The organism is Paenibacillus sp. UNC217MF, assembly GCF_000686865.1.
Lineage (GTDB): Bacteria > Bacillota > Bacilli > Paenibacillales > Paenibacillaceae > Paenibacillus_B > Paenibacillus_B suaedae.
On record NZ_KK366028.1, the window covers coordinates 208280 to 228128 of the forward strand.

Consider the following 19849-nt stretch of genomic DNA (forward strand, 5'->3'; position numbering starts at 1 on the left):
CTCGAAGTCCGCTGCTCATGTAGTTCGCCCTACATTCCGCTGCTCCTTACAAGTTTTGCAAAGCAAAACTCTCTTCGGAAGCATCGGCTTCGAGTTCAAGCAACCTTCTCGGTGCTGAAAATCGACCATTTTGATCACGCAGTATTTCGACCATTTGATCAGGCATTTATATAGGAACTCGTTCGATTACGGAATACTCATTTATAAGAAAAGACAGGAGAGAAGCTTGTGAATAAACGGTGGATCGTAGTCGGCATGACTTGCTTGTCCTTGTTATTCGGACAGCTTGGACAGGCCTCGGCAGCTGTGGCTCCCGCATTGGGCTCTGCTCAACTGAGTACGTATGAAGAGACATTTTCAAGTGCGGACACATCTTTGTCCGGGATTATGTCCTCCAGACAGTTCAACTTCCAGACTGAGGAGTATTGGAAGGTTGATGAAGTTAAGATTCATGTAGATTATAAGGCGTCGCCTTTGACGAAAAGAGAACGGTCAAGCGTGACGCTGTCATTGAACGGGAAAAAGTTTCATTCCTTTCGTCCTGACGTCAGCAATGATCCAAAGCGTCGCCTTACGGTATCCGTTCCGAAGGAACTGCTGGTGAAAGGGAATAACACGCTGACGATCGAAGGTTATATTGTCACTACGGATGCAAATCAAATTTGTATGCCGTCGGAGAAGCGTGACAACTGGCTGCAGCTGTTTGCGACGTCAGGCGCCTCCATTCGATATACGAGTGAGGCGATTAAGCCGAGCATTCGCGATTTTAACCGTCATTTTATAGGCATGGATACGGTTAGTGATGAACGTAACGCGATAGCGATCCCGAAGAATAGCAAGCCAGCTGAACTGGAGGCTGCCGTATATGCATTATCAGGATTCGCGAAGCAAAATCGACTGAAGCAAAAACAAATTCCGATGTATGCATTCGATGCTGATGCCTTGAAGGGGAAAACAGCAGTTGTGGCTGTGGCATTGTACGATCAACTGCCGGAGGCTTGGAAGAGTGAGCTGGGCAATGTAGATGTCGCGCAAGCTGCGGTGATCCGCGTGATTCGGACGGGTACACAGCCTACTCTTGTCGTTACTTCTCAGGATCCTGCCATGCTGGTGAAGGCAGGACGATTGCTGGCAAATCAAGAGCTGGTCAAGCAGTTGGACGGGGATACGAAAATGGTATCGGGCGATACGGATGTTACGACACCTGAAGTCACCATTAGCAGGGACATGAAGCTTACGGACAATGGCGATAAGCTGAAAGGCTGGATGCATCAAGAGAAATCATACTTCATATCGCTTCCGGCCAACCGCACGATTGCCGAGGCGAGCAAAATCCACCTGGACATGCGGTATGCGACCAATCTTGATTTTGATCGCTCCATGGTTACGGTGCTCATTAACAACACGCCAATCGGCAGCAAGAAGCTGAATATGGATTTAGCCAACAAGGATACATTAACCCTGCCGATTCCGAAAAATTTAGATGTAACGGGTAACTTTACAGTCACGGTTGCATTTGATTTGGAGCTTCGGAATGTTGTGTGCATGGAGCCGCAGGATGAGATGCCCTGGGCATTCATTACGAAGGATTCGGTACTGCAGCTGAAAACGAAAGATAAGACAGAGCTGCTGTTCGACAGCTATCCGAACCCATTCCTTCGTGACGGCAGCTTCAATCAAGTTGCGGTTGTGATGCCGAAAAATCCAGATATGTATACGTATCAGTCGCTGGCGAATGTGTTCAATCTTCTTGGCCAATATGCGGAGGGCAATGCAGGCGAAGTCCGGTTCTTTGAGGATAGCGCAGCTGCTTCTGACTTGAAGGCCCATAACGTGATCGCAATTGGCAGCTATAACAATAATAAAGTCATTCGGGATAATAATGATAAATTGTATTTTAAATATGGAGCAAACGGAGAAGGGTTTACCTCCAATGAAAAGATGAGCGTGGACGCGGATTACGGCAAACGTTTAGGTACGCTTCAGATCATCGAATCTCCGTTTGAAGCAGGCCGAGGCTTGCTTGCTATTAGTGGACCGAGCACCGAATATGATTATTTGGCCTCCAAACTGCTCGCCAGTGATAATGCGAAGTGGAGAATATATGGAGATGGCGTAGCCACGAACAAGGACGGCGACATCCACGCCTTCCGCTTCAAGAAGCAGGCGGAACAGCAATCTTCCTCGATTGTGGAGCAGGTTCTGCAGCGTGGGGACGTTCTGGGCTTCATGGTGGCCGCAATGCTTATCGGCTTGCTCGTGCTCGTATCCCTCATTTTCATGATTCGCAAATACCGCAAGAAACGGGGGGCTGGCGATGAAACGGAATCAAAGTAGTCTCCTGTCGGACGGCGCCTTCTTGCTATGGTTTTTGCTGAGCTTCGTATGCATTGCATTTACGGTGGGTGAGCCGAATCGCTACATCCTGAACATAATTTTGCTGAATGTGGCCTTTCTTATCGCGATCGTTACGTACTTTACGAGTGTGACAACGGGGTTAGTTCTGAATATTGTGTTCCTGTTCGGATACGGGACGTTTACGTTGTATCAGACTGTCGTGGAAGGTGGGGTCGTTGGGGCTCATAATTATTTCTGGCTTATCATGACGCCAGCCTTTACCGTAGTTAGTGCCATGCTTACACTCGGCAATCGAAGATTGCAGACGGAGAACGAACAGCTGAAACGGATAAATGCATCTCTGGCGACGATGGACGAAAGCACGGACTTGAAAAATAGCCGCTCGTTCCAAAAAGATGCCAAGGTATTTATGGCTCTCTCTACGCGTTATCATATTCCGCTGACGCTGCTTGTCGTGCAAGTGAGATATTGGGACGAGCTGAAGCGAATGGTAAGCGAGGAGCAAATGTCGGAAATGATCTATGGTGTGTCCAAGCTTAGTGAGACAAGCATACGTATGAATGACTCGCTATACATGCTGAATACGGATAATCCGACATGGGGCCTGCTGTTGTTTACCGACCGTGACGGCGCCAATGTGGTCATCGAGCGGTTGAAGGAGAAAGTTGCCTCCTTCAATGACGTAGAATTGGCTGGCAAATACAAGATCGAGCTGAATCTTACCGTGGGAGCCTTGGAATATTCTCCTGAGACGGTATCCACGCCGCTGGAATTCATAACGCAAGCAAGAAAGCAGATGGAGTACGATGTATAAAGGGATCAGAAAGCCATAGGGGCATCCGGCCTTGGATCAAATCCATCCACCGTAGTCAGGTGGATGGATTTTTTATTATTCTCCGTTCTGTCCCTCGTTGTCAGTGTTTCTAGCCCATTCATCTATCCATTGAATGGCAGCCATCCGCTCCTTCCAGGTTCGCGTCAATATGCGCTGCAAAAGAATTGAACGGCTTGCCGATACTGTCCTTGCTGCGATCCATGCTTCAAGCGGGCAACGGTATAGGGCGCTCAGTAACAATCGTTCAGGTGGTGTCCAAGGCTTCACTTGCCCATATCCCTGCAATAGGGCCTCTATGTGGGCAAGGTTGAAATGAGTGGTGTTGAACAATGTTTTCGTAATCTCATAATAAGCAGAATCGATTCTTACTTGATCCCAGTCGATGAGATAAAGTCCGTTCGGGCTCATAATGACATTCGGCGAAGTGATATCACCATGAATTAATGTGGGATGATAGGTTTCCTCGTTAAGGAGCTGTTGTACTTCCATGTTGTTGATGATGCCTTGCGCTTCAGCAGCAAGCTCTGTACATTGCGTGCCGTATGTCCTGAACCAGGATGCTCTGTTTCTGCTCCTGCGCAGTGCCGGAAGCTGGCGGCGAAATGCAGCGTCTTGCTGGAATAGATGCTGAATTACCTTATGCGTAACTAGAGGTGTTGGAGGGAGAATTCCTTGGCAGCAAGTATGAAGTACAGCTAAGGCCCTGCCCAACTGCTCGAAGTCCTGAGCATGCTGTGGTCGATTCCCCTCTACCCATTCCATCATGTAGTACGGCCTGCCACGGCGGCTCACCCACATTCTCCCGGTCGATGTGTACAGCCAACGGGGGAGATGAGGATAGCTCTGTTCCTGAAGCATCTTCACATAAGCCGAAATTCGGATCATTTGCTGCTTCGTCGTCAGCTTGGTTATCACCTTGGATTTATAAAAGGGTTTAATGGCGAATATCCCTTCCTCTGTAGAAGCCCGGTATGCTGCCGTGGATTTATACAGGGAACGATATGGTTTAACTCTCCTTAGATGCAACCCATACTGCCTCGTAATCGTATGAAATTGAAACTTAGATAACCGACGAGCCACTTCTTCGATGTCCCCCTGTCCTTATACATTTCACGCAAGGAATGTCTATCGTCAGTGTATTCAAGGAAATAGGAGTGGACACAGGCGAGTGTGCCTTGCGATTGGCGCTCTCTTGAAGATTGTTCAGTAAATGTTCAGCAAGCTGGAATATAATGTTGGATAATGAGATTCCGAGGTGGAGTATGGAGACACGAAAAGGCAGAATGTTATTGACTGCGGTGACTTTGCTAGCGGCATTGTCGCTGCATATGTATTTGTCGCTAAATGGTCTAAATCATTATTTGGTCGTGGTCATGTCAGCTTTGGCCCTGTTATTCTCGTGGCAAGTTGGCAAGTACATCGATCGATTACGATACGAACGTGATACGGATCCGTTAACGAGGACACACACCCGACCAGCAGCATTGCGCCTGTTCCGTGCCATGTCTAAGAAATCAATTAAAGCCAATCACAAAGTGGCTGTCTATTTCATCGACATCGATAACTTTAAGACGATTAACGATAGTTATGGTCATCATGTTGGTGACACGATGTTGAAGAAAGTAAGCAGTCAGCTGCTGCAAATGAAAATCCGCGGCAAGCGGGTTGCGCGCTGGGGCGGAGATGAGTTCGTTATTATGGTTCCTTGTGAGGATGATAAGGAAGTGCATAATGTTCAGCATACCTTGCTATCCCACATTCAGCTTCCGACGAGTTACCAGCAGACACCGTTGTCTATCTCCATAGGCTGCTCAACATTCCCAAGTCAAGGCATAAGTCTGAATGAACTGGTGGACATTGCGGATCAGCAGATGCTATGGAATAAGCGCCAGAGCAAGTCGGATGCCCATCGGAAGCGAACTGCGACTCTATCAAATGGACATTGCGAAGAGGCGTCATCACGCCGATGTGTAATGGAAAAATAGTGAAACAACAGACGGTGTTCCTCGTATTGTCTTCTACACGACATCGACCTCGCTTGGTGGGCAAGCATGTTCACAAGCGATACGGAGCAATGGAGGGGCAATCAGTTGGAGAAGACAAAACTAGTCCGTATCTTTGATAAGCAGGCGGCTCAATACGATAAGCGCCGCGAAGATCCGAAGCAGCGGAAATGGAGAGAGAAACTAATCGGCAGCGCAGCAGGGGAAGTGCTTGAAATTGCAGTTGGAGCAGGAGCCAACTTCCCATACTACCCTTCAGGTGTGAGTATTACCGCTACTGACTTCAGTGAGGGTATGCTGGATAAGGCGAGGAAGGCGGCGGAACATTACCGGTTGAATGTCAATTTCATATGCTCGGATACGGAAGAATTGAATTTCCCTGAGCAATCTTTCGATACGGTTATCTCCACGCTATCCATGTGCAGCTACCAGAATCCGATGATGGTGCTGCGCAACATGCGTCGCTGGTGCAAACCCGACGGCAAGCTGCTGCTAATGGAGCATGGGATCAGCTCGAAGGCGGCTGTATCTGCGGTGCAGAAGACGCTCAATCCACTGCTATATCGCTTTACGGGCTGCCATCATACACGCAGCATCATGGATATGATTCGCGGCGCGGACATCAAGATTGAACGGGAAGAGAGTTACTGGCTCGATATGTTGCACGTTGTGTGGGCGAGACCGTAGCAGCATCGAGGGGTGGTCTTGATTCGTGATACTTCTTAACCTTAAAATAGAGACAGCCTGTTATCCTTAAAGGGATCAGGCTGTCTTTCTTGTTGATCGGACTGCAAGCTATGCTGTCCATCATTTCAGTATTAATTCAATCATGCCGCAAAGCTTCTACAGGCTTCAAGGAAGCTGCTTTGTTGGCAGGGAATATGCCGAACACGATGCCGATGATCGCGGAGAAAGCAAATGCGTAGATGACGATATCGACTTGGATGGCGGTAGCAACGGACAAGAAATGGGTCATGGCAAAACAGGCGCCATAGGCGAGCCCAATCCCAGTCAATCCGCCCAGTCCACTAAGAACAACCGATTCAATGAGAAATTGCAGTAAAATATCGCGTTTCTTGGCACCGAGCGATTTGCGAATGCCGATTTCCCGCGTACGCTCCGTGACAGATACCAGCATGATATTCATTATCCCAATTCCCCCGATAATGAGGGAGATGCCAGCGACACCTGCCATCATTGTTGACAGCGTCTTCGTGATCGAGCTCATCGTCTCCTTGACATCCTGCTGGTTGAAAATATTGAAGCTGTTCGTATTGCCGCGGAACAGCTTCGTCAGCTTCTCATTCAGCTGGTCGACGACCACGCTCATGCGTTCTTCCTGAGCAACCTTAATGTTGACGGAGCGAACGCCGGCCGATTGAAACATTCGCTGCGCCGTTGTAATAGGGATGAGAACCTTCTCGTCATTCGATCCGCCGAGCGAGCTTCCCTTAGACTCCAGCACGCCCACGACTTTGAATCGAGCGCCATCGAGCAGTATCGTTTGCCCGATGGGATCTGCTCCCTTGAATAATTCATCTGCCGTATCTACGCCAAGCAGGGCCACTCGGGAATAGCCTGTGACGTCAAGCGGCACGATATAGCGTCCGCTCTGATTTTTGAAGTCCTTCACCTGCTCATATTCTGGTGTAATGCCTTCTACAGTCACGGATGCAGATTCGGTCGTCCCGTTCTTGACGGTCGCACTCCCAGATACGATAGGAGCCAAGCCCTCGATATCCGGTATATCATCTGCGAGATGGATGGCATCCTCCAAAGTTAATGTCGTTTGGCTGCCTCGACCCATAATGTTCACGGACAACTGATTCGTTCCCAGGCTTTGCAGGGATTGCTCGACTGCATTGGAAGAGCCTTGGCCCATGGCCATTAAGGAAATAACGGTAGCTACACCAATTAATATCCCCAGCATAGATAGGAAGGTGCGCAGCTTATTGGAACGGATACTGTGCCATGACATTTTGAATCCTTGCGACAGCTTCACGCCCATTCCCCCTTTCTTCGGTCAGGATGCCGTCATTCATGAAGACAACCCTCTTCGCTCGAGCAGCGACCTCCATGTCGTGAGTGATGAGCACGATCGTATGTCCTTCTTGATTGAGCTTATCGATCAGTTCGAGCACCTCGTGTCCCGTCTTCGTATCCAATGCCCCAGTTGGTTCATCTGCAAGCAGGATGGGAGGGTGTGCGGCCAATGCGCGAGCGATGGCTACTCGCTGCTGCTGCCCGCCGGATAGCTCGCTTGGCCGATGCCCAATCCTATCCTCCAAGCCCACCTGCTGCAGTGCCTGCAGTGCTGCTTCCCGTCTCTCTTTATTGCTTAATCCACGGTAGATGAGAGGCAGCTCAACATTTTCAATGGCAGTCAGCTTAGGGAGCAGGTGGAAACTTTGAAAGATAAATCCGATCTTATGATTGCGAATGTCTGCAAGCTTGTTGTCGCTCAGGCGGCTTACTTCTACTCCATCCAGCGTATAACTTCCTTCACTTGGCGTATCCAGACAGCCAATGACGTTCATCAACGTCGACTTCCCTGATCCAGAAGGGCCAATAATGGCTACAAAATCGCCATACTGAATATCGAGATTGACGCCTTGGAGAATATTGACCTCTTCCGATCCCATTCGATATGACTTCTTAACGTTACAAATGGAGATGATGCTTTGATTATTAGACATGTTTGCCATGACATTGGCAGTATTGGCAAGCTGCTTCATTGGCGACCGCCTCTGCTTCCCATCGAGCCGCCCTGGAAGCTCGCTCCCCCAGGGAACCCACCACCGCCAAAGCCCATTCCATTCTGGCGCTGTCTTTGCTCGGTGGTACTGCTACCGCTGCCTGCCTTGCCTTGTGGGGTGGCAATTAAGACAGCATCACCAGCTTGAAGCCCGGATGTGATTTCGGCATAAGTGTCGTTGCTAATCCCAACGACGACTTCCTTAAGTGTGCCGCCCATTGCTTGTCCCATACCCACACGTCCATTGTTTCTTGTATTCCCATTGCCTGCATTCCGCTGATTGATCGCCTTGCTATCTTGCTTATCTGCTCCTTCGGCGTTGTCTTGTCCGCGAGTAGTATCCTTGCCATCGTTCGTCGTGGTGGGGGGACTCTCAGCATCGCTAGGCACACGCACAAAATGCTTGCTGCCCATCGCGATAACAGCGTCGACGGGAACGAGCACGACATCCTTCTTAGACTGGGTAACGATTTCCGCTTGACCGGACATGCCGGCGAGGACGCCATCCGGCTTGGTTAGGCTGATGCCGACCTCATAAGTAGCGACACCATTGTTGCTGTTGCCCTCTTTTCCAATTGAAGTGATTTTTCCAGTAAATTGTTGGTTGGGGAAGGCATTGAGTGTAACTTGCGCTGACTGTCCGGATTGAATCGATGGAATATCGAGCTCGTCAGCTGACATGATAAATTCGAGTTTGGTATAGTCGGCGATGACCGCGACTACGGTATTTTCATTCACATCATTGCCTGTTTCAATCTGGCTCTCCTTAATTGTCCCTGCAGTTGGAGCAACTACATCGTGATTCTCTGCTTCTTCGGCCTGGAGGCTGGCGAGTGTAGATTCATTTTGCTCGATTTCCAAGTCGAGGGATTCCATGTTCACCTGAATGGACTCCCGGTTCTCCTCAGGTGCCTCCTTGTACTGCTTCTGAAGCTGCTGCATTTGCAATTGCTGCTTTTTAAGCGACAACTCCGTTTGCTTGATTCGCTCTGAGTTGTCTGTCTTTTTGAATACAACAAGCGTCTGGCCTTTTTTTACTTGATCACCTACTTTGAAGTTGATTTTGCTGATCGTACCTTTATAGCCAGCCTTGACGTTGTTCACCTCCGACACGCTAACGGCTCCAGATCCGGATACCTTTGTTTCCATGTTCCCCTTACTTGCTTGTACGGTTCTTGTTGGCAAATTAGCAGCTGAAGGCTGTTCTGCCGGCCGCTGGGTCAAATACACAGCGGTGGCTGCACCTGCTACAAGCAGAATCCCTGCCACATACACCCATTTCTTCATCGTCTCTATCCACCTTTACCGGTTCTGTTGGGCATTCAATCGTTGTGCCCGCTGAACTTAGGGTACTTACCATAGATGAATGGTCCATTAAAGCACACTGAGTAAAAACTGAGCATTAGCTGAATAAACGCTGAAAGTGGAATAACAGACTACATTGTGGAGGAAGTGGAGCGGCTAGAAGCTGCCAATAAAGCAGGGGGTAATGTAGTGATGAGCCTCATTTTCATTTTCACAGTGAGATCAGTATAATAGAGCCTATATTTCAATGCAGACATCGAGGGGGCATCATGGCAAAACGAAAGTGGATCATAGGCCTGATCGTCCTTGCAGCTATATTCGGTTATGTGATTGTTCGATTCTTGTCTTCCACACTTGCAATCGAACGTCTAGTTGGGCAGCTGGAGACGGGTACAGACGCAGGGCAGCAGCAATCGCTTAAGCATGTGGTGCTCATTGCCCAAGAGCTGGATAATCCCTTCTGGAGCACGGTGGAGCAGGGGGCGAAGGAAGCAGCTGCACAGCGGGATATGGAAATCGAATATACCGGACCCATACGCATTAACCCGTCGGAGCAGATGAGGTTGCTGGCCAAGGCCATTGCCTCCAAGCCGGATGCCATTTTGACACAGGGAATCAATGAGCCACGATACGATGAACTCGTAGGCAGAGCAATGGATCAAGGCATTCCGGTTATAACGGTGGATTCCGATGCACCGGACAGCAGACGGTTCGCTTATGTCGGAACAGATAATCGGGCGGCTGGTGTACAAATGGGTGAATTGGTCGTTCATGGCTCAGCATACAAAGGGAAAATAGGCATCATCTTAGGCAGCGAACTGGCTGACAATCAACGGAAGCGGCTGGAGGGATTCAGATCCATCATCGATAAGGCTTCAGGCTATGAGATCGTAGACGTGCGTTCATCGAATATATCTCGCATCGAGGCAGCGAAGCAGACGAAGCTTATGCTGAGCGAGCATCCGGATATACGAACGATTATCGGGTTTAGTGCGTGGGATGCCGCAGGGATTGTAGAGGGATTGCAAGCTGCGAATAAGGGGAAGATTAACGTATTTGGCTTCGATGATGTAGAGGCAACTAGGCGTGCGATTGCTCACGGAGACATCGTAGCAACGCTCGTGCAGCAGCCAAGGGAGATTGGCGCCGAAGCAGTATCCATTCTGCAGCAAATTTTTGCGGGCGAGCCGTACGCAGCAACTCAATATACAAGTACTAAGGTTTTGGAACAATGATGAATATACGGAAAAAGCTATTGATTTTCATTCCGGCGCTGCTCGTCTTGAGCAATGGCGTCTCCTTTTTCGTCTTCCAGAGTGGAAGAACCGTACAGCAAAGCTATAATGTCATGCTGGAGCGGGTATTGATGTACAGGCAAATTGCAACCCAAACCGACAGCAATCTGCGTGCCTTGAACATCTATTTGTTAGATCAAAGCGATCGATCGCGCGAAGAGTATCTTCGTGAGGCTCATAGTCTGAAGTTGATGAGAGATCAATTGACGGAGCAAAAAACGAATGCTCCATCCGCCGGAGCGGACGTGCGTAATTATCGCAATCTGCTGAACACGTATATCGAAGAGGAAGCAGGTGTGCTAAAGGCGTGGGGGGAACCGAGCTCTCTGCGTTATGTGCCGCTGTATGAGGAACTGGAAGCGACGGCAGGGTTCATCCGAGAAGAAGGGCATCAATTGATTGATGCGGAGCTTCGTTATTATCAGCCCTTCTACCGGCAGATCTTCACGCACACAGAAGCGATGAATCGATGGGGAATCGGACTTTTTATTATCAATACGCTGCTAAGTATCATGCTTGCCTATTGGCTATCGCTAGGCATTACCGAGCCAATTAAGAAGCTGGTTCATGCAGCGAGAGCAATTTCCCGCGGCAACTTGCAGACGAAGCCTCCACAAGTGGAGGGCAGCAGTGAAATTCGTATGCTGTCTGAAGCGTTCGGGCGCATGCAGGATGATCTTCTGCAGTTGATTGAGAAGGATAAGGCGAACTTGGAGAAGGATCGGCTCGTGAAGGAATTGGAGCTCAAGGCGCTGCAAAATCAAATGAACCCGCACTTTCTGTTCAACTCTCTTAATGTGCTTGCCAAGCTTGCCTTGTTAGAAGGTGCGGAACGAACTAGCGATTTAACTGTGTCGATGTCTAACTTGCTCCGCTATAATCTGCGCAAGCTGGATCAGCCTGTACCGCTCCGAGATGAAGTGGAGCAAGCAAAGGAGTATTTCACGATTCAGCAGGCTAGATTCCGTGATCGAATCCAGTTTGTTACCCACATTGATGAAGCAGCCTTGGACGTGCTCGTTCCTGTGCTTACCCTGCAGCCGATTTTGGAAAATGTATTTGTTCATGGCATTGAAGGCATGGAAATAGGAGCGGTTGTAACCTTGTCCATTGAACGTGTACCGAGCGAGGTGCGAATCTCGATTGCAGACAATGGCAGCGGCATGACGGAAGAGACGCGCAGCGCCCTGCTTCGCATGGATGCAGAACCAGCAGATTCCCGATCAGGGGGACAATCTACAGGACTTGGAACGTACAATGTATTTAGACGATTAGAACTGTACTATGGCAGAACCGATCTGGTGGATATTCAGAGCGAGCCCGGAGGGGGCACAACCGTATTGATTCGAATACCGGACAAGGAGAATCACAAGGGGCAACAGGATATTGGCAGGATAATGAATCCTCGATAATTGGAGGTATCCTTACTAACATGTGAATCAGAAAGGAGGGAGAACATGTATCGATTGCTAATTGCTGATGATGAGGCATTAGAGCGGGAGGGCTTGGAGTGGATTATTACGAAAATGATGCCGGATACCTTCGAAGTTATTCATGCAGACAATGGTCGTACAGCAATTCAGAAGGCTGACGAGCATCGCCCTCATATCGTCATGATGGATGTCCGAATGCCAGGCATACAGGGATTGGATGCCCTGAAGGAGATTAAGGAACGCCATCCACTCGTCAAAATGGTGCTCGTTACTGCGTATGAATATTTCGATTACGCGCAGCAGGCACTTTCTCTTGGAGTGAAGGAATACTTGGTGAAGCCCGCAAAGCGAGATCAAATTGTAGCTGTACTACAGCGTCTAGTTGACGAGATTCGGGATGAGTGCAGGAAGCGTGACGAGCAACTTGCCATTCGGGATAAATTTTATCAACTGCTTCCCATGGCTGAGACGGAGCTTGCCCTTGCCTTAATGGCGGATCAAGTTCATAAGGCAGACGCCTTGCAGCTTGCTGATATTTTGGAGCTGTCGCTCGATCGAGGGTATGCGCTAGTGGTTGCGATGAATGGAATGAAGTCTGCTGCGGGCCAATCATACGAAGACGAGAAGCAGCTCGCGGTCGACGTATCGAAGAGTATATTGAAGGAGCAGGTAAAGGAGAGACACAGCTGGATCGTCAGTCCGATTGTGCATGAACATATGGCTGTTTTTATTTTGGGCAAGGGAACGGCAGAGGCTGGTTCTATGCAAGAGGAAGTGCAGGGCATCGGATCAGAGCTTATCGCAGCTTTGCGCAGACAATGCGGTCTTGAAGTTACGGTCGGAGTTGGGACGCTTCAGCGGCACGTTGAAGGAATACGGCGTTCCTATTATGAAGCAGTGTTTGCCTCGACGTATCCAAGTTCGTGGGGGAGTCTATGCCGATTCGAGGAACTGCAACTGCCTGCAAGTAATGCTTCTTGGCTGCCTGATGATCGGGTTGAACGAGGAACATCTGCTGAGGGAGCGTATGTAGAGCATGCAATTAAGCGTATCCGGGAGGAACGTGAACAGCAGACATGGAATGTAGTCGATCGTGCTGCTGCATACATCGTAGAGCGATATCAGGAAGAATTGTCTTTGGAGGAAGTAGCGGACCATGTCCACTTGAATCCGCATTATTTCAGCAAAGTATTCAAGCAGCAGACAGGAGAAACGTTCATTGATTATGTCACGCGGCTGCGGATTGATAAAGCGAAGGCACTCATCTTGGATGGGCAATTCAGCCTGAAGGAAGTGTGCTATATGGTCGGCTACAAAGATCCGAACTACTTCAGCCGTGTGTTCAAGAAGGTAACGGGCGTAACGCCAACCGAATATCGAAGTACGGAGAACTAAGTCCATGCCCATATGTCGGCATGGACTTTTTTGTCCTCCAAGACAAGAATGTGCTAGTTTGTGGCCAATGTTTGGAATCCGTGCGAGCAGGGAACGATATTATGCTGATGATCCGCAAAGAAGTGAAGGGTTTCATCGTCATGATCGGACAAGCTGAATGTTATAATGAAGCTCCAGTCTTCATTGATTTTACTCAAAGGGGTATAAAATTATGAGTACGCAACAAGGCGAACACAATCAAATAAATATGAAGTATGTTACGCTCGTATCGATTGTAGCCGCACTCGGAGGCTTGCTGTTTGGATTTGACACTGCTGTTGTCTCTGGTGCAATCGGTTTCATGAAAGAGAAGTTCGGTCTGTCCGAATTTCAAGTCGGCTGGGCAGTATCCAGCTTAATTGTAGGATGTATCGTCGGGGCGGCAAGCACAGGCATACTGGCTGACAAGTTCGGCCGAAAAAAGGTGCTTATCGCAGCTGCACTGCTGTTCATTGTTGGTACAGCAGGTTCTGCAATTCCAGCAACATTCTCGGGTTATATCAGTGCTCGCATTGTTGGTGGTCTCGGAATTGGTATTACATCTACACTCTGCCCGCTCTATAATGCGGAGATCGCGCCTGCGAAGTATCGAGGCCGACTCGTTGCTTTGAATCAGCTAGCGGTTGTAACAGGTATTTTCCTCGTCTATTTTGTTAACTTGGGCATCGCTGGCGCAGGTGATCACGCTTGGGGCGTGGAGAATGCATGGCGCTGGATGTTCGGTGTAGGAGTTATTCCGGGCGTACTGTTCTTGGTTCTCCTGTTCTTCGTACCAGAGAGTCCAAGATGGTTGATTACCCAGGGGCGGGCAGCCGAGTCTCTGCCAATCCTATGCAAAATCCACGGCGATGAGCTGGCACGCAAAGAAGTATTGGACATTAAGGAAACGTTCAAGCATGAAAAGGGTTCGCTCTCGGATCTATTCAAGCCAGGTCTTCGTTTGGCACTCATTGTTGGTGTCGTGCTGGCCGTGCTTCAGCAGGTAACAGGTATTAACGCAGTTATGTATTATGCACCGGAAATCTTCAAGCAAGCAGGTGCTGGAACGAATGGTGCATTGATTCAAACGATTCTCGTCGGTTTCATCAACTTCGTGTTCACGATTCTGGCATTGTGGTTGATCGACAAGGTCGGCCGTAAGGCATTATTGATCGTCGGATCATCCCTGATGGCGATATGCTTGCTTGTGATCGGGTTTGCGTTCCATACAGGTCATACCTCTGGAATGCTGGTGCTTATCTGTATTCTGGTGTACGTTGCTGCCTTTGCGATATCGCTTGGTCCAGTAGTCTGGGTCGTGATGTCTGAAATCTTCCCGAACCATATTCGTGGCAAGGCTACGGCGATTGCATCCATGATGCTGTGGGTAGCAGATTATATCGTGTCCCAGTCGTTCCCGCCGCTGCTTAGTTCCGCAGGGCCAGCCATTACCTTCTGGATATTCGGCATACTGGCGGTGTTCACCGTCCTCTTTAGTTGGCGTGTCGTCCCCGAGACAAAGGGGAAATCGCTGGAGGAGATCGAGAACATGTGGACGCAGTCCAAGGCTTAATCGTAGAGATTGTTGCATCTTATAGAACCACTCTGTTTTCCGCTAAGGCGGTCAACAGGGTGGTTTATTTGTTATTTGTCCATGTATAAAAGAGACGCGTTAGTCTATCTTTTGCTACTTCTTATTTCGGATTACGTTTCCTTTTACCTCGCCAATTTTTACTTCTCCGTTTCCGGACTGTGTAATCGACGCATCTTTTCCCACGTAGTTAATATCTAGGCTGCCGTCTCCGACATGTATATCCGCTGAGCCATCTATTTGATCGACCGCAATATGCCCATTGATATTATTTATGGATATATCCGAACCGATGTTGCGAACCGTGATGTCACCGTCCCGATTGTCGATTTCAAGCGAGCCGGATAGGTTTGATACTTGAATCTCACCGTTGATATTGTCAATCTTGGCGCTGGACGATACATCTGAGATGTGGATACTGCCGTCCCGATGAGCCGTAATGTCTAGTTGAAGCTGCTTCGGTACTTTGATGTCTAAGTTCACTGCTCCCGATCCCATAGCAAGGAATTGGCCCCCGAATCTCGCATCCAAGTAAGCATTCTCGTTGCGCGCTTCCAGCGCAAGCTCCAATTTGTCCATGCTGATTCCGTTGGCTATAGCTAAAGCTACGACTTCGATCTTATCCGAATCGGTGCTCCCGGAGATCTGGATTTCCCCATTTCGGTGGTCAATGATAAGCTTAGCCAGACCGCTTGCTGGCAATTCCAGTTTCTTTGTCGAGGTTTCTTCTTTCGCTCCGCAGGCTGTAATTACTAACAATAACGCTAGCAGGACAATGCTTCGTATTATCTTTATTTTGTTCATAGTTACCCTCCTTTTCCGTATAGGAAATGTTCCAAACATATTGATTTGTCATCATGAAGTGGAGTTAACCCCGCATCGGATGATGTGGTTATTCTCGAAATTCACATTTCAGACCACATCGCGCTTAACGAACAAGGGGTACGAGATTAAATGCATGATCGCGAGATGGAGCCCGATCAACACGAGGGAGAAGCCTAACGTCACCCCATCTACAGAAGGGTTCCCATATACGAACGGCGTAAGGTCAGTGTGGGAGAAGATGAAGTATTTCGTCCAGGCCCAGCCGTCCATCGCGATCGCGATAATAAATCCGGTTAGCGATACGAGCAGGGAAATCACGACAGAGAAGGTCGTGCTTCGAAAAGCGGCGGAAATCATGAAAGCAAGCGTAATTGCGATCAGCAAGAAGGGAATATTGAGCACATATTGCGCCAATAAAGCCTGCAGCATCGGAACTTCTCCTACGGTTTGATCTTTGACATAGAAATAGCTGTCCACTAATCCATCGAAGCCGAATATAAAGCCTCCAAGGAGGAGGGAAACGAGTATGCCGGCTGCGGATAACAGTAGTCCGAACAGGATGGCGGCGATGTACTTGGACAAATAAATCTTGGTTCGGCTGGCCGAACGGGTCAGCAGCAGCCTGATCGTACCAGATACAAATTCGACAGCCACGATCTCACCGGCGATAATGACGGAAATGAGCGACGCCGCAAATATGATATTTCGTACCATGCTCACTGCAAAGCTCCATGCATTAGGGCTAGGCGGAATGTCATGTTCCAAATAATATTGATTCAGCACGATATGTTGCTCGGCCTGCTTGATTTCAATTTTCAGCGCGTTCGGCTTGGCAGCTTCCTTGCGGAATTGCACGTTCTCTTGTTCGAGCTGCGCTCTCCAGTTATCGTTTGCAGCAGCACTTCCAGAAGTTTTTAAATTCACAATTTGTAGGAGCACGTACAGCAGAACGATAGCAATCATTACCCACGTACGTCTCCGTTTATAAATCTTCATGTTTTCATTGCGAATGAATGGAATCAATGTTCTTCCCCTCCCGTTATCTCCATGAACTTGTCTTCCAGCGTCTTCTTGACCGTGTGCACGCCGTACACATTAATTCCGGATGCCATGAGCTTGCGGCTAATCTCCGGGATACGCGTCTTGGCGATACGAACTTGTATGTGCCGTTGATCGGTCGTGATTTCATCGCCGGACATGATCGATTGCAGGATCTGTACCGCTAAATCCGGTCGGTCGATTTCAAATCTGACCTGCGTTCGTTCGTCATCTACCATATCCGATATCTTTTGAATGCCTACCAGCTTCCCTTTTTGTAAGATCACAACGCGGTCGCACATCATCTCCATTTCGGACATAAGGTGGCTGGAGATCATAATGCCCACGCCTTCTTTTTGCGCCAAATGCTTCAAATGGCCTCTTAGCTCGCGGATACCAGCTGGATCGAGTCCGTTCGTCGGTTCATCGAGCACAAGTAGGGAAGGCTTGTGGACGAGCACGACAGCAAGACCTAGGCGCTGCCGCATACCCAAAGAGTAGGTGGCTACTTTATCGTTGATGCTGTGCTCCAATCCGACGAGTGCAATGACTTCGCGGATTCTTGCTTCTGTCACGCCGGGCGTCATACGGGAGAAGTGAACCAAATTGTCATAGCCGGATAAATAGTTGTACAAATCCGGATGTTCCACGATTACGCCTACATGCTTCATGGCTTGTTCAAAGTGTGCATGAGCGTCCATACCGTCAATCAGCACTTGGCCTCCTGATTTGGACATGAGACCGACGATCATTCGAATCGTCGTCGTTTTCCCTGCGCCGTTCGGACCGAGAAGCCCTAAGATTTCTCCTTTTTCCATATTCAGCGTCACTTGATCGACAATCGTCTTGTTTCCTATTTTTTTCGTGAGATCACGAATTTGCAGCAGCGACAATGCCTACCACTCCTTTTATTAGCAATTGGAATGAGATATAATTTTCCGTAATCTAGCGGATCCATCTCAGCCAACCTCACCCTAACAGAACGGTTGTCATAAAGCCGAGTGACAAGGGGTAATAACCTTGTATGACAAGGGAAGCCGAGCTTGTTCAGGCAGTTTGTCACTCATTTCAATAAGGTTGAACGGAGTTGTACATATGAATTTTCTTATCAAAAATCGGTGGTCATGGCAGGACTGGACTATGCTCGCCATTCGCAGCCTCTGGGTCGTCGCCGTTATCATATTGATGTATCAGGATCAGCCTGCCTTTCCTTTTTGGCTGGTGTTTGTTCCTCTTTTGCTGTGCAATCTTGTTCCCTTTTTATTGGTAAAAGGTCGTTACTATCGATATTTGATCGCAGAGTGCTTGTTTGCTGGCGGAGTATCTTTATTTCTTGCTTACGATCTTGGCTTAACAAGACTATTCCCACCGGCTCTCTTTACGATCGCGTTCTATAGTAAGAGCCGGTTCCACTGGTGCTCGCTGCCCGTCGCAGCGACGCTGTTCGCGTTGAGCGCAGGGAATTCCGTCAACGCGTCGTTGTCACACCCTGTCATATGGCAAAGCTTATTCGATGCGCTTATCTTCTACGTGGCAAGCTATGCGCTACAAAAAGGAGCCCAAGCGATCAATGCCATCAAGCAGAAGCTTGCGCTGATCAAAGAGCAGTATACGATTTTGGAGCAGTATTCCTCGCAAATTGAAAGAATGACACTATTGGAGGAACGTTACCGTATGGCTCGCGAACTGCATGATACGATCGGTCATACCTTCACTTCCATGATTCTGGGGATGGAGACATTGAAGTCCCATATTCACTCGAGTGAGGGAGAGGCCAAGCTGCAGGGCATGCTCAAGCTGGCACGATCGGGTCTGGACGACATTCGCCGTCAGGTTCATCAGATGGATCCAATCGAGGAGGCGCTGCCTCTGGATCGATCGCTGCTTCAGATAATGGATGAATTCAAGACGAACACTGGGACTCGAGTTATATTCCGTACGATGGGCGAGCCGTACCCTGTGATGAAGCAGGCCAAGCTTGCCTTGTATCGCTGTCTACAGGAGGCGCTAACCAACGCCAGCCGGCATGGGCAGGCCAGTACGATTCAAGTTCTGCTCCAATATGATCAGGCGCAGGTGATGCTACAGGTGCAGGATAACGGCAAGGGCGATGATCATCTCCAATATGGTTTCGGTCTGACAGGCATGAAGGAGCGACTGGCCCCATTGCAAGGCAAGCTCTATATCCATTCGCAAGCGGATGCGGGCACGATGGTAACGTGTACGCTCCCGAATCCATCTCATGAAGGTGGACAGAAAATCAAAATTTTATTGGCGGACGATCAACCTTTGATCCGTGAGAGTCTGAGATTGTTGTTAGGAGAAGAACAGGATTTTGAAGTAGCGGTTGCTGGAGACGGCAAGCAAGCGATCGAGCAATGCGAGAAGGATCGTCCCGACATTGTATTAATGGACATCAACATGCCGGAAATGGATGGGATCGCGGCTACAAAGTCATTGAAGGAGACGTGGCCTGACATTCGGATCATCATGATTACGACCATAGAGGATGTCTCTCTAGCGTCTGAGGCGCTGCGTATTGGAGCGGAGGGCTACCTGTTGAAATCGATACACCCCAAGGAATTAGCCGCAACGATTCGGCTCATATATGGTGGGGGAACAATGATATCGCAGGATGTGGCTCATCAATTGTTCCAATACCAGACTGGGGGTAAGGCACTGAATCCATACGAGCTGACCGAACGGGAAATCGATGTTCTCCGGTGCTTGACGGAAGGGCTGCGCAACAAGGGAATTGCGCAGAGGCTGCATCTGTCGGAAGGAACGATACGCAATTATATCTCATCCATTTATCTGAAGCTGCAAGTAAGCGGCCGTGAAGAAGCGGTAGAGAAGGCAATGGTTGAGTGTCTGACTTAACGGTATGTGAGAATTTGAAGTTAGAATTGAACTGGTGGAAACAGCGATTTCTTAGGAGGGATTCATTTTGCAGGAGCTTTTTAATGAAATGATGAAAAAAGATGTAAAACCGTTTCTT

16 protein-coding genes are annotated in these 19849 nt (G+C 48.9%); 9 read left to right on the forward strand and 7 right to left on the reverse strand.

Features of this window, described 5'->3' with window-relative positions; genetic code table 11:
• Positions 1 to 228 precede the first annotated feature (228 nt).
• Entirely contained in the window at positions 229 to 2337 is a 2109-nt protein-coding gene (locus BP95_RS0122585) for a cellulose biosynthesis cyclic di-GMP-binding regulatory protein BcsB (RefSeq protein WP_021257389.1), read from the forward strand.
• Positions 2318 to 3172: a diguanylate cyclase domain-containing protein gene (locus BP95_RS0122590; protein WP_021257388.1), complete on the forward strand. Its 855-nt coding sequence runs from the start codon at positions 2318 to 2320 to the stop codon at positions 3170 to 3172. The genes BP95_RS0122585 and BP95_RS0122590 overlap by 20 nt, the downstream gene beginning before the upstream one ends.
• A gap of 75 nt (positions 3173 to 3247) precedes the next feature.
• On the opposite strand, the gene BP95_RS0122595 is transcribed toward BP95_RS0122590, so the two are convergent.
• The gene (locus BP95_RS0122595) at positions 3248 to 4273 is read right to left on the reverse strand and encodes a phosphotransferase (protein ID WP_028533307.1); all 1026 of its coding nucleotides are present in this window, start codon (positions 4271 to 4273) and stop codon (positions 3248 to 3250) included.
• A gap of 182 nt (positions 4274 to 4455) precedes the next feature.
• On the opposite strand from BP95_RS0122595, the gene BP95_RS0122600 reads away from it, so the two are divergent.
• Positions 4456 to 5178 (forward strand): GGDEF domain-containing protein, encoded by a 723-nt coding sequence (locus BP95_RS0122600; protein WP_028533308.1) that lies wholly within the window; start codon positions 4456 to 4458, stop codon positions 5176 to 5178.
• A 66-nt stretch (positions 5179 to 5244) separates the two neighbouring features.
• Complete coding sequence (locus BP95_RS0122605; RefSeq protein WP_231515174.1) at positions 5245 to 5883, forward strand: class I SAM-dependent methyltransferase; 639 nt, start codon at positions 5245 to 5247, stop codon at positions 5881 to 5883.
• A gap of 136 nt (positions 5884 to 6019) precedes the next feature.
• On the opposite strand, the gene BP95_RS0122610 is transcribed toward BP95_RS0122605, so the two are convergent.
• The 3 genes from BP95_RS0122610 to BP95_RS0122620 are packed head-to-tail and all read right to left on the reverse strand — an operon-like array spanning position 6020 to position 9238.
• The gene (locus tag BP95_RS0122610) at positions 6020 to 7204 is read right to left on the reverse strand and encodes an ABC transporter permease (RefSeq protein WP_036592662.1); all 1185 of its coding nucleotides are present in this window, start codon (positions 7202 to 7204) and stop codon (positions 6020 to 6022) included.
• Positions 7146 to 7931 (reverse strand): ABC transporter ATP-binding protein, encoded by a 786-nt coding sequence (locus BP95_RS0122615; protein ID WP_269321459.1) that lies wholly within the window; start codon positions 7929 to 7931, stop codon positions 7146 to 7148. Before BP95_RS0122615 ends, BP95_RS0122610 begins: the two co-directional genes overlap by 59 nt.
• Positions 7928 to 9238, reverse strand: coding sequence for an efflux RND transporter periplasmic adaptor subunit (locus BP95_RS0122620; RefSeq protein ID WP_028533311.1), 1311 nt, complete (start codon positions 9236 to 9238; stop codon positions 7928 to 7930). Before BP95_RS0122620 ends, BP95_RS0122615 begins: the two co-directional genes overlap by 4 nt.
• Positions 9239 to 9525: 287 nt before the next feature.
• Between BP95_RS0122620 and BP95_RS0122625 the strand changes: the two genes are divergently transcribed.
• The 4 genes from BP95_RS0122625 to BP95_RS0122645 all read left to right on the forward strand — a co-directional run bounded on the left by BP95_RS0122625 (position 9526) and on the right by BP95_RS0122645 (position 14970).
• On the forward strand, positions 9526 to 10491 hold the full coding sequence (locus tag BP95_RS0122625) for a substrate-binding domain-containing protein (protein WP_021257381.1): 966 nt from the start codon (positions 9526 to 9528) through the stop codon (positions 10489 to 10491).
• The gene (locus BP95_RS0122630; protein ID WP_231515175.1) at positions 10488 to 11963 is read left to right on the forward strand and encodes a sensor histidine kinase; all 1476 of its coding nucleotides are present in this window, start codon (positions 10488 to 10490) and stop codon (positions 11961 to 11963) included. The genes BP95_RS0122625 and BP95_RS0122630 overlap by 4 nt, the downstream gene beginning before the upstream one ends.
• A gap of 45 nt (positions 11964 to 12008) precedes the next feature.
• Entirely contained in the window at positions 12009 to 13379 is a 1371-nt protein-coding gene (locus tag BP95_RS0122635) for an AraC family transcriptional regulator (protein ID WP_028533313.1), read from the forward strand.
• A 211-nt stretch (positions 13380 to 13590) separates the two neighbouring features.
• Positions 13591 to 14970 carry a sugar porter family MFS transporter gene (locus tag BP95_RS0122645; RefSeq protein WP_021257378.1) on the forward strand — a complete coding sequence of 460 codons (1380 nt, stop codon included), beginning with the start codon at positions 13591 to 13593 and terminating at the stop codon, positions 14968 to 14970.
• A gap of 114 nt (positions 14971 to 15084) precedes the next feature.
• On the opposite strand, the gene BP95_RS0122650 is transcribed toward BP95_RS0122645, so the two are convergent.
• The 3 genes from BP95_RS0122650 to BP95_RS0122660 form a co-directional block, all read right to left on the reverse strand.
• Positions 15085 to 15792, reverse strand: a complete 708-nt coding sequence (locus BP95_RS0122650; protein ID WP_051614172.1) for a DUF4097 family beta strand repeat-containing protein — start codon at positions 15790 to 15792, stop codon at positions 15085 to 15087.
• Between the two features lie 108 nt (positions 15793 to 15900).
• On the reverse strand, positions 15901 to 16836 hold the full coding sequence (locus tag BP95_RS0122655) for an ABC transporter permease (protein WP_021257376.1): 936 nt from the start codon (positions 16834 to 16836) through the stop codon (positions 15901 to 15903).
• Positions 16833 to 17744 (reverse strand): ABC transporter ATP-binding protein, encoded by a 912-nt coding sequence (locus BP95_RS0122660; protein ID WP_021257375.1) that lies wholly within the window; start codon positions 17742 to 17744, stop codon positions 16833 to 16835. The genes BP95_RS0122655 and BP95_RS0122660 overlap by 4 nt, the downstream gene beginning before the upstream one ends.
• 202 nt (positions 17745 to 17946) lie before the next feature.
• Here BP95_RS0122660 and BP95_RS0122665 point away from each other — a divergent pair, with 202 nt between their 5' ends.
• Positions 17947 to 19731 (forward strand): helix-turn-helix transcriptional regulator, encoded by a 1785-nt coding sequence (locus BP95_RS0122665; protein ID WP_028533316.1) that lies wholly within the window; start codon positions 17947 to 17949, stop codon positions 19729 to 19731.
• Positions 19732 to 19849: the final 118 nt, after the last annotated feature.

Coding starts and splice junctions, on each gene's coding strand:
- BP95_RS0122590 (WP_021257388.1), top strand. CDS start 2,318: ATGAAACGGAATCAAAGTAGTCTCCTGTCGGACGGCGCCTTCTTGCTA.
- BP95_RS0122600 (WP_028533308.1), top strand. CDS start 4,456: ATGGAGACACGAAAAGGCAGAATGTTATTGACTGCGGTGACTTTGCTA.
- BP95_RS0122605 (WP_231515174.1), top strand. CDS start 5,245: ATGTTCACAAGCGATACGGAGCAATGGAGGGGCAATCAGTTGGAGAAG.
- BP95_RS0122610 (WP_036592662.1), bottom strand. CDS start 7,204: ATGGGCGTGAAGCTGTCGCAAGGATTCAAAATGTCATGGCACAGTATC.
- BP95_RS0122615 (WP_269321459.1), bottom strand. CDS start 7,931: ATGAAGCAGCTTGCCAATACTGCCAATGTCATGGCAAACATGTCTAAT.
- BP95_RS0122620 (WP_028533311.1), bottom strand. CDS start 9,238: ATGAAGAAATGGGTGTATGTGGCAGGGATTCTGCTTGTAGCAGGTGCA.
- BP95_RS0122625 (WP_021257381.1), top strand. CDS start 9,526: ATGGCAAAACGAAAGTGGATCATAGGCCTGATCGTCCTTGCAGCTATA.
- BP95_RS0122630 (WP_231515175.1), top strand. CDS start 10,488: ATGATGAATATACGGAAAAAGCTATTGATTTTCATTCCGGCGCTGCTC.
- BP95_RS0122635 (WP_028533313.1), top strand. CDS start 12,009: ATGTATCGATTGCTAATTGCTGATGATGAGGCATTAGAGCGGGAGGGC.
- BP95_RS0122645 (WP_021257378.1), top strand. CDS start 13,591: ATGAGTACGCAACAAGGCGAACACAATCAAATAAATATGAAGTATGTT.
- BP95_RS0122650 (WP_051614172.1), bottom strand. CDS start 15,792: ATGAACAAAATAAAGATAATACGAAGCATTGTCCTGCTAGCGTTATTG.
- BP95_RS0122665 (WP_028533316.1), top strand. CDS start 17,947: ATGAATTTTCTTATCAAAAATCGGTGGTCATGGCAGGACTGGACTATG.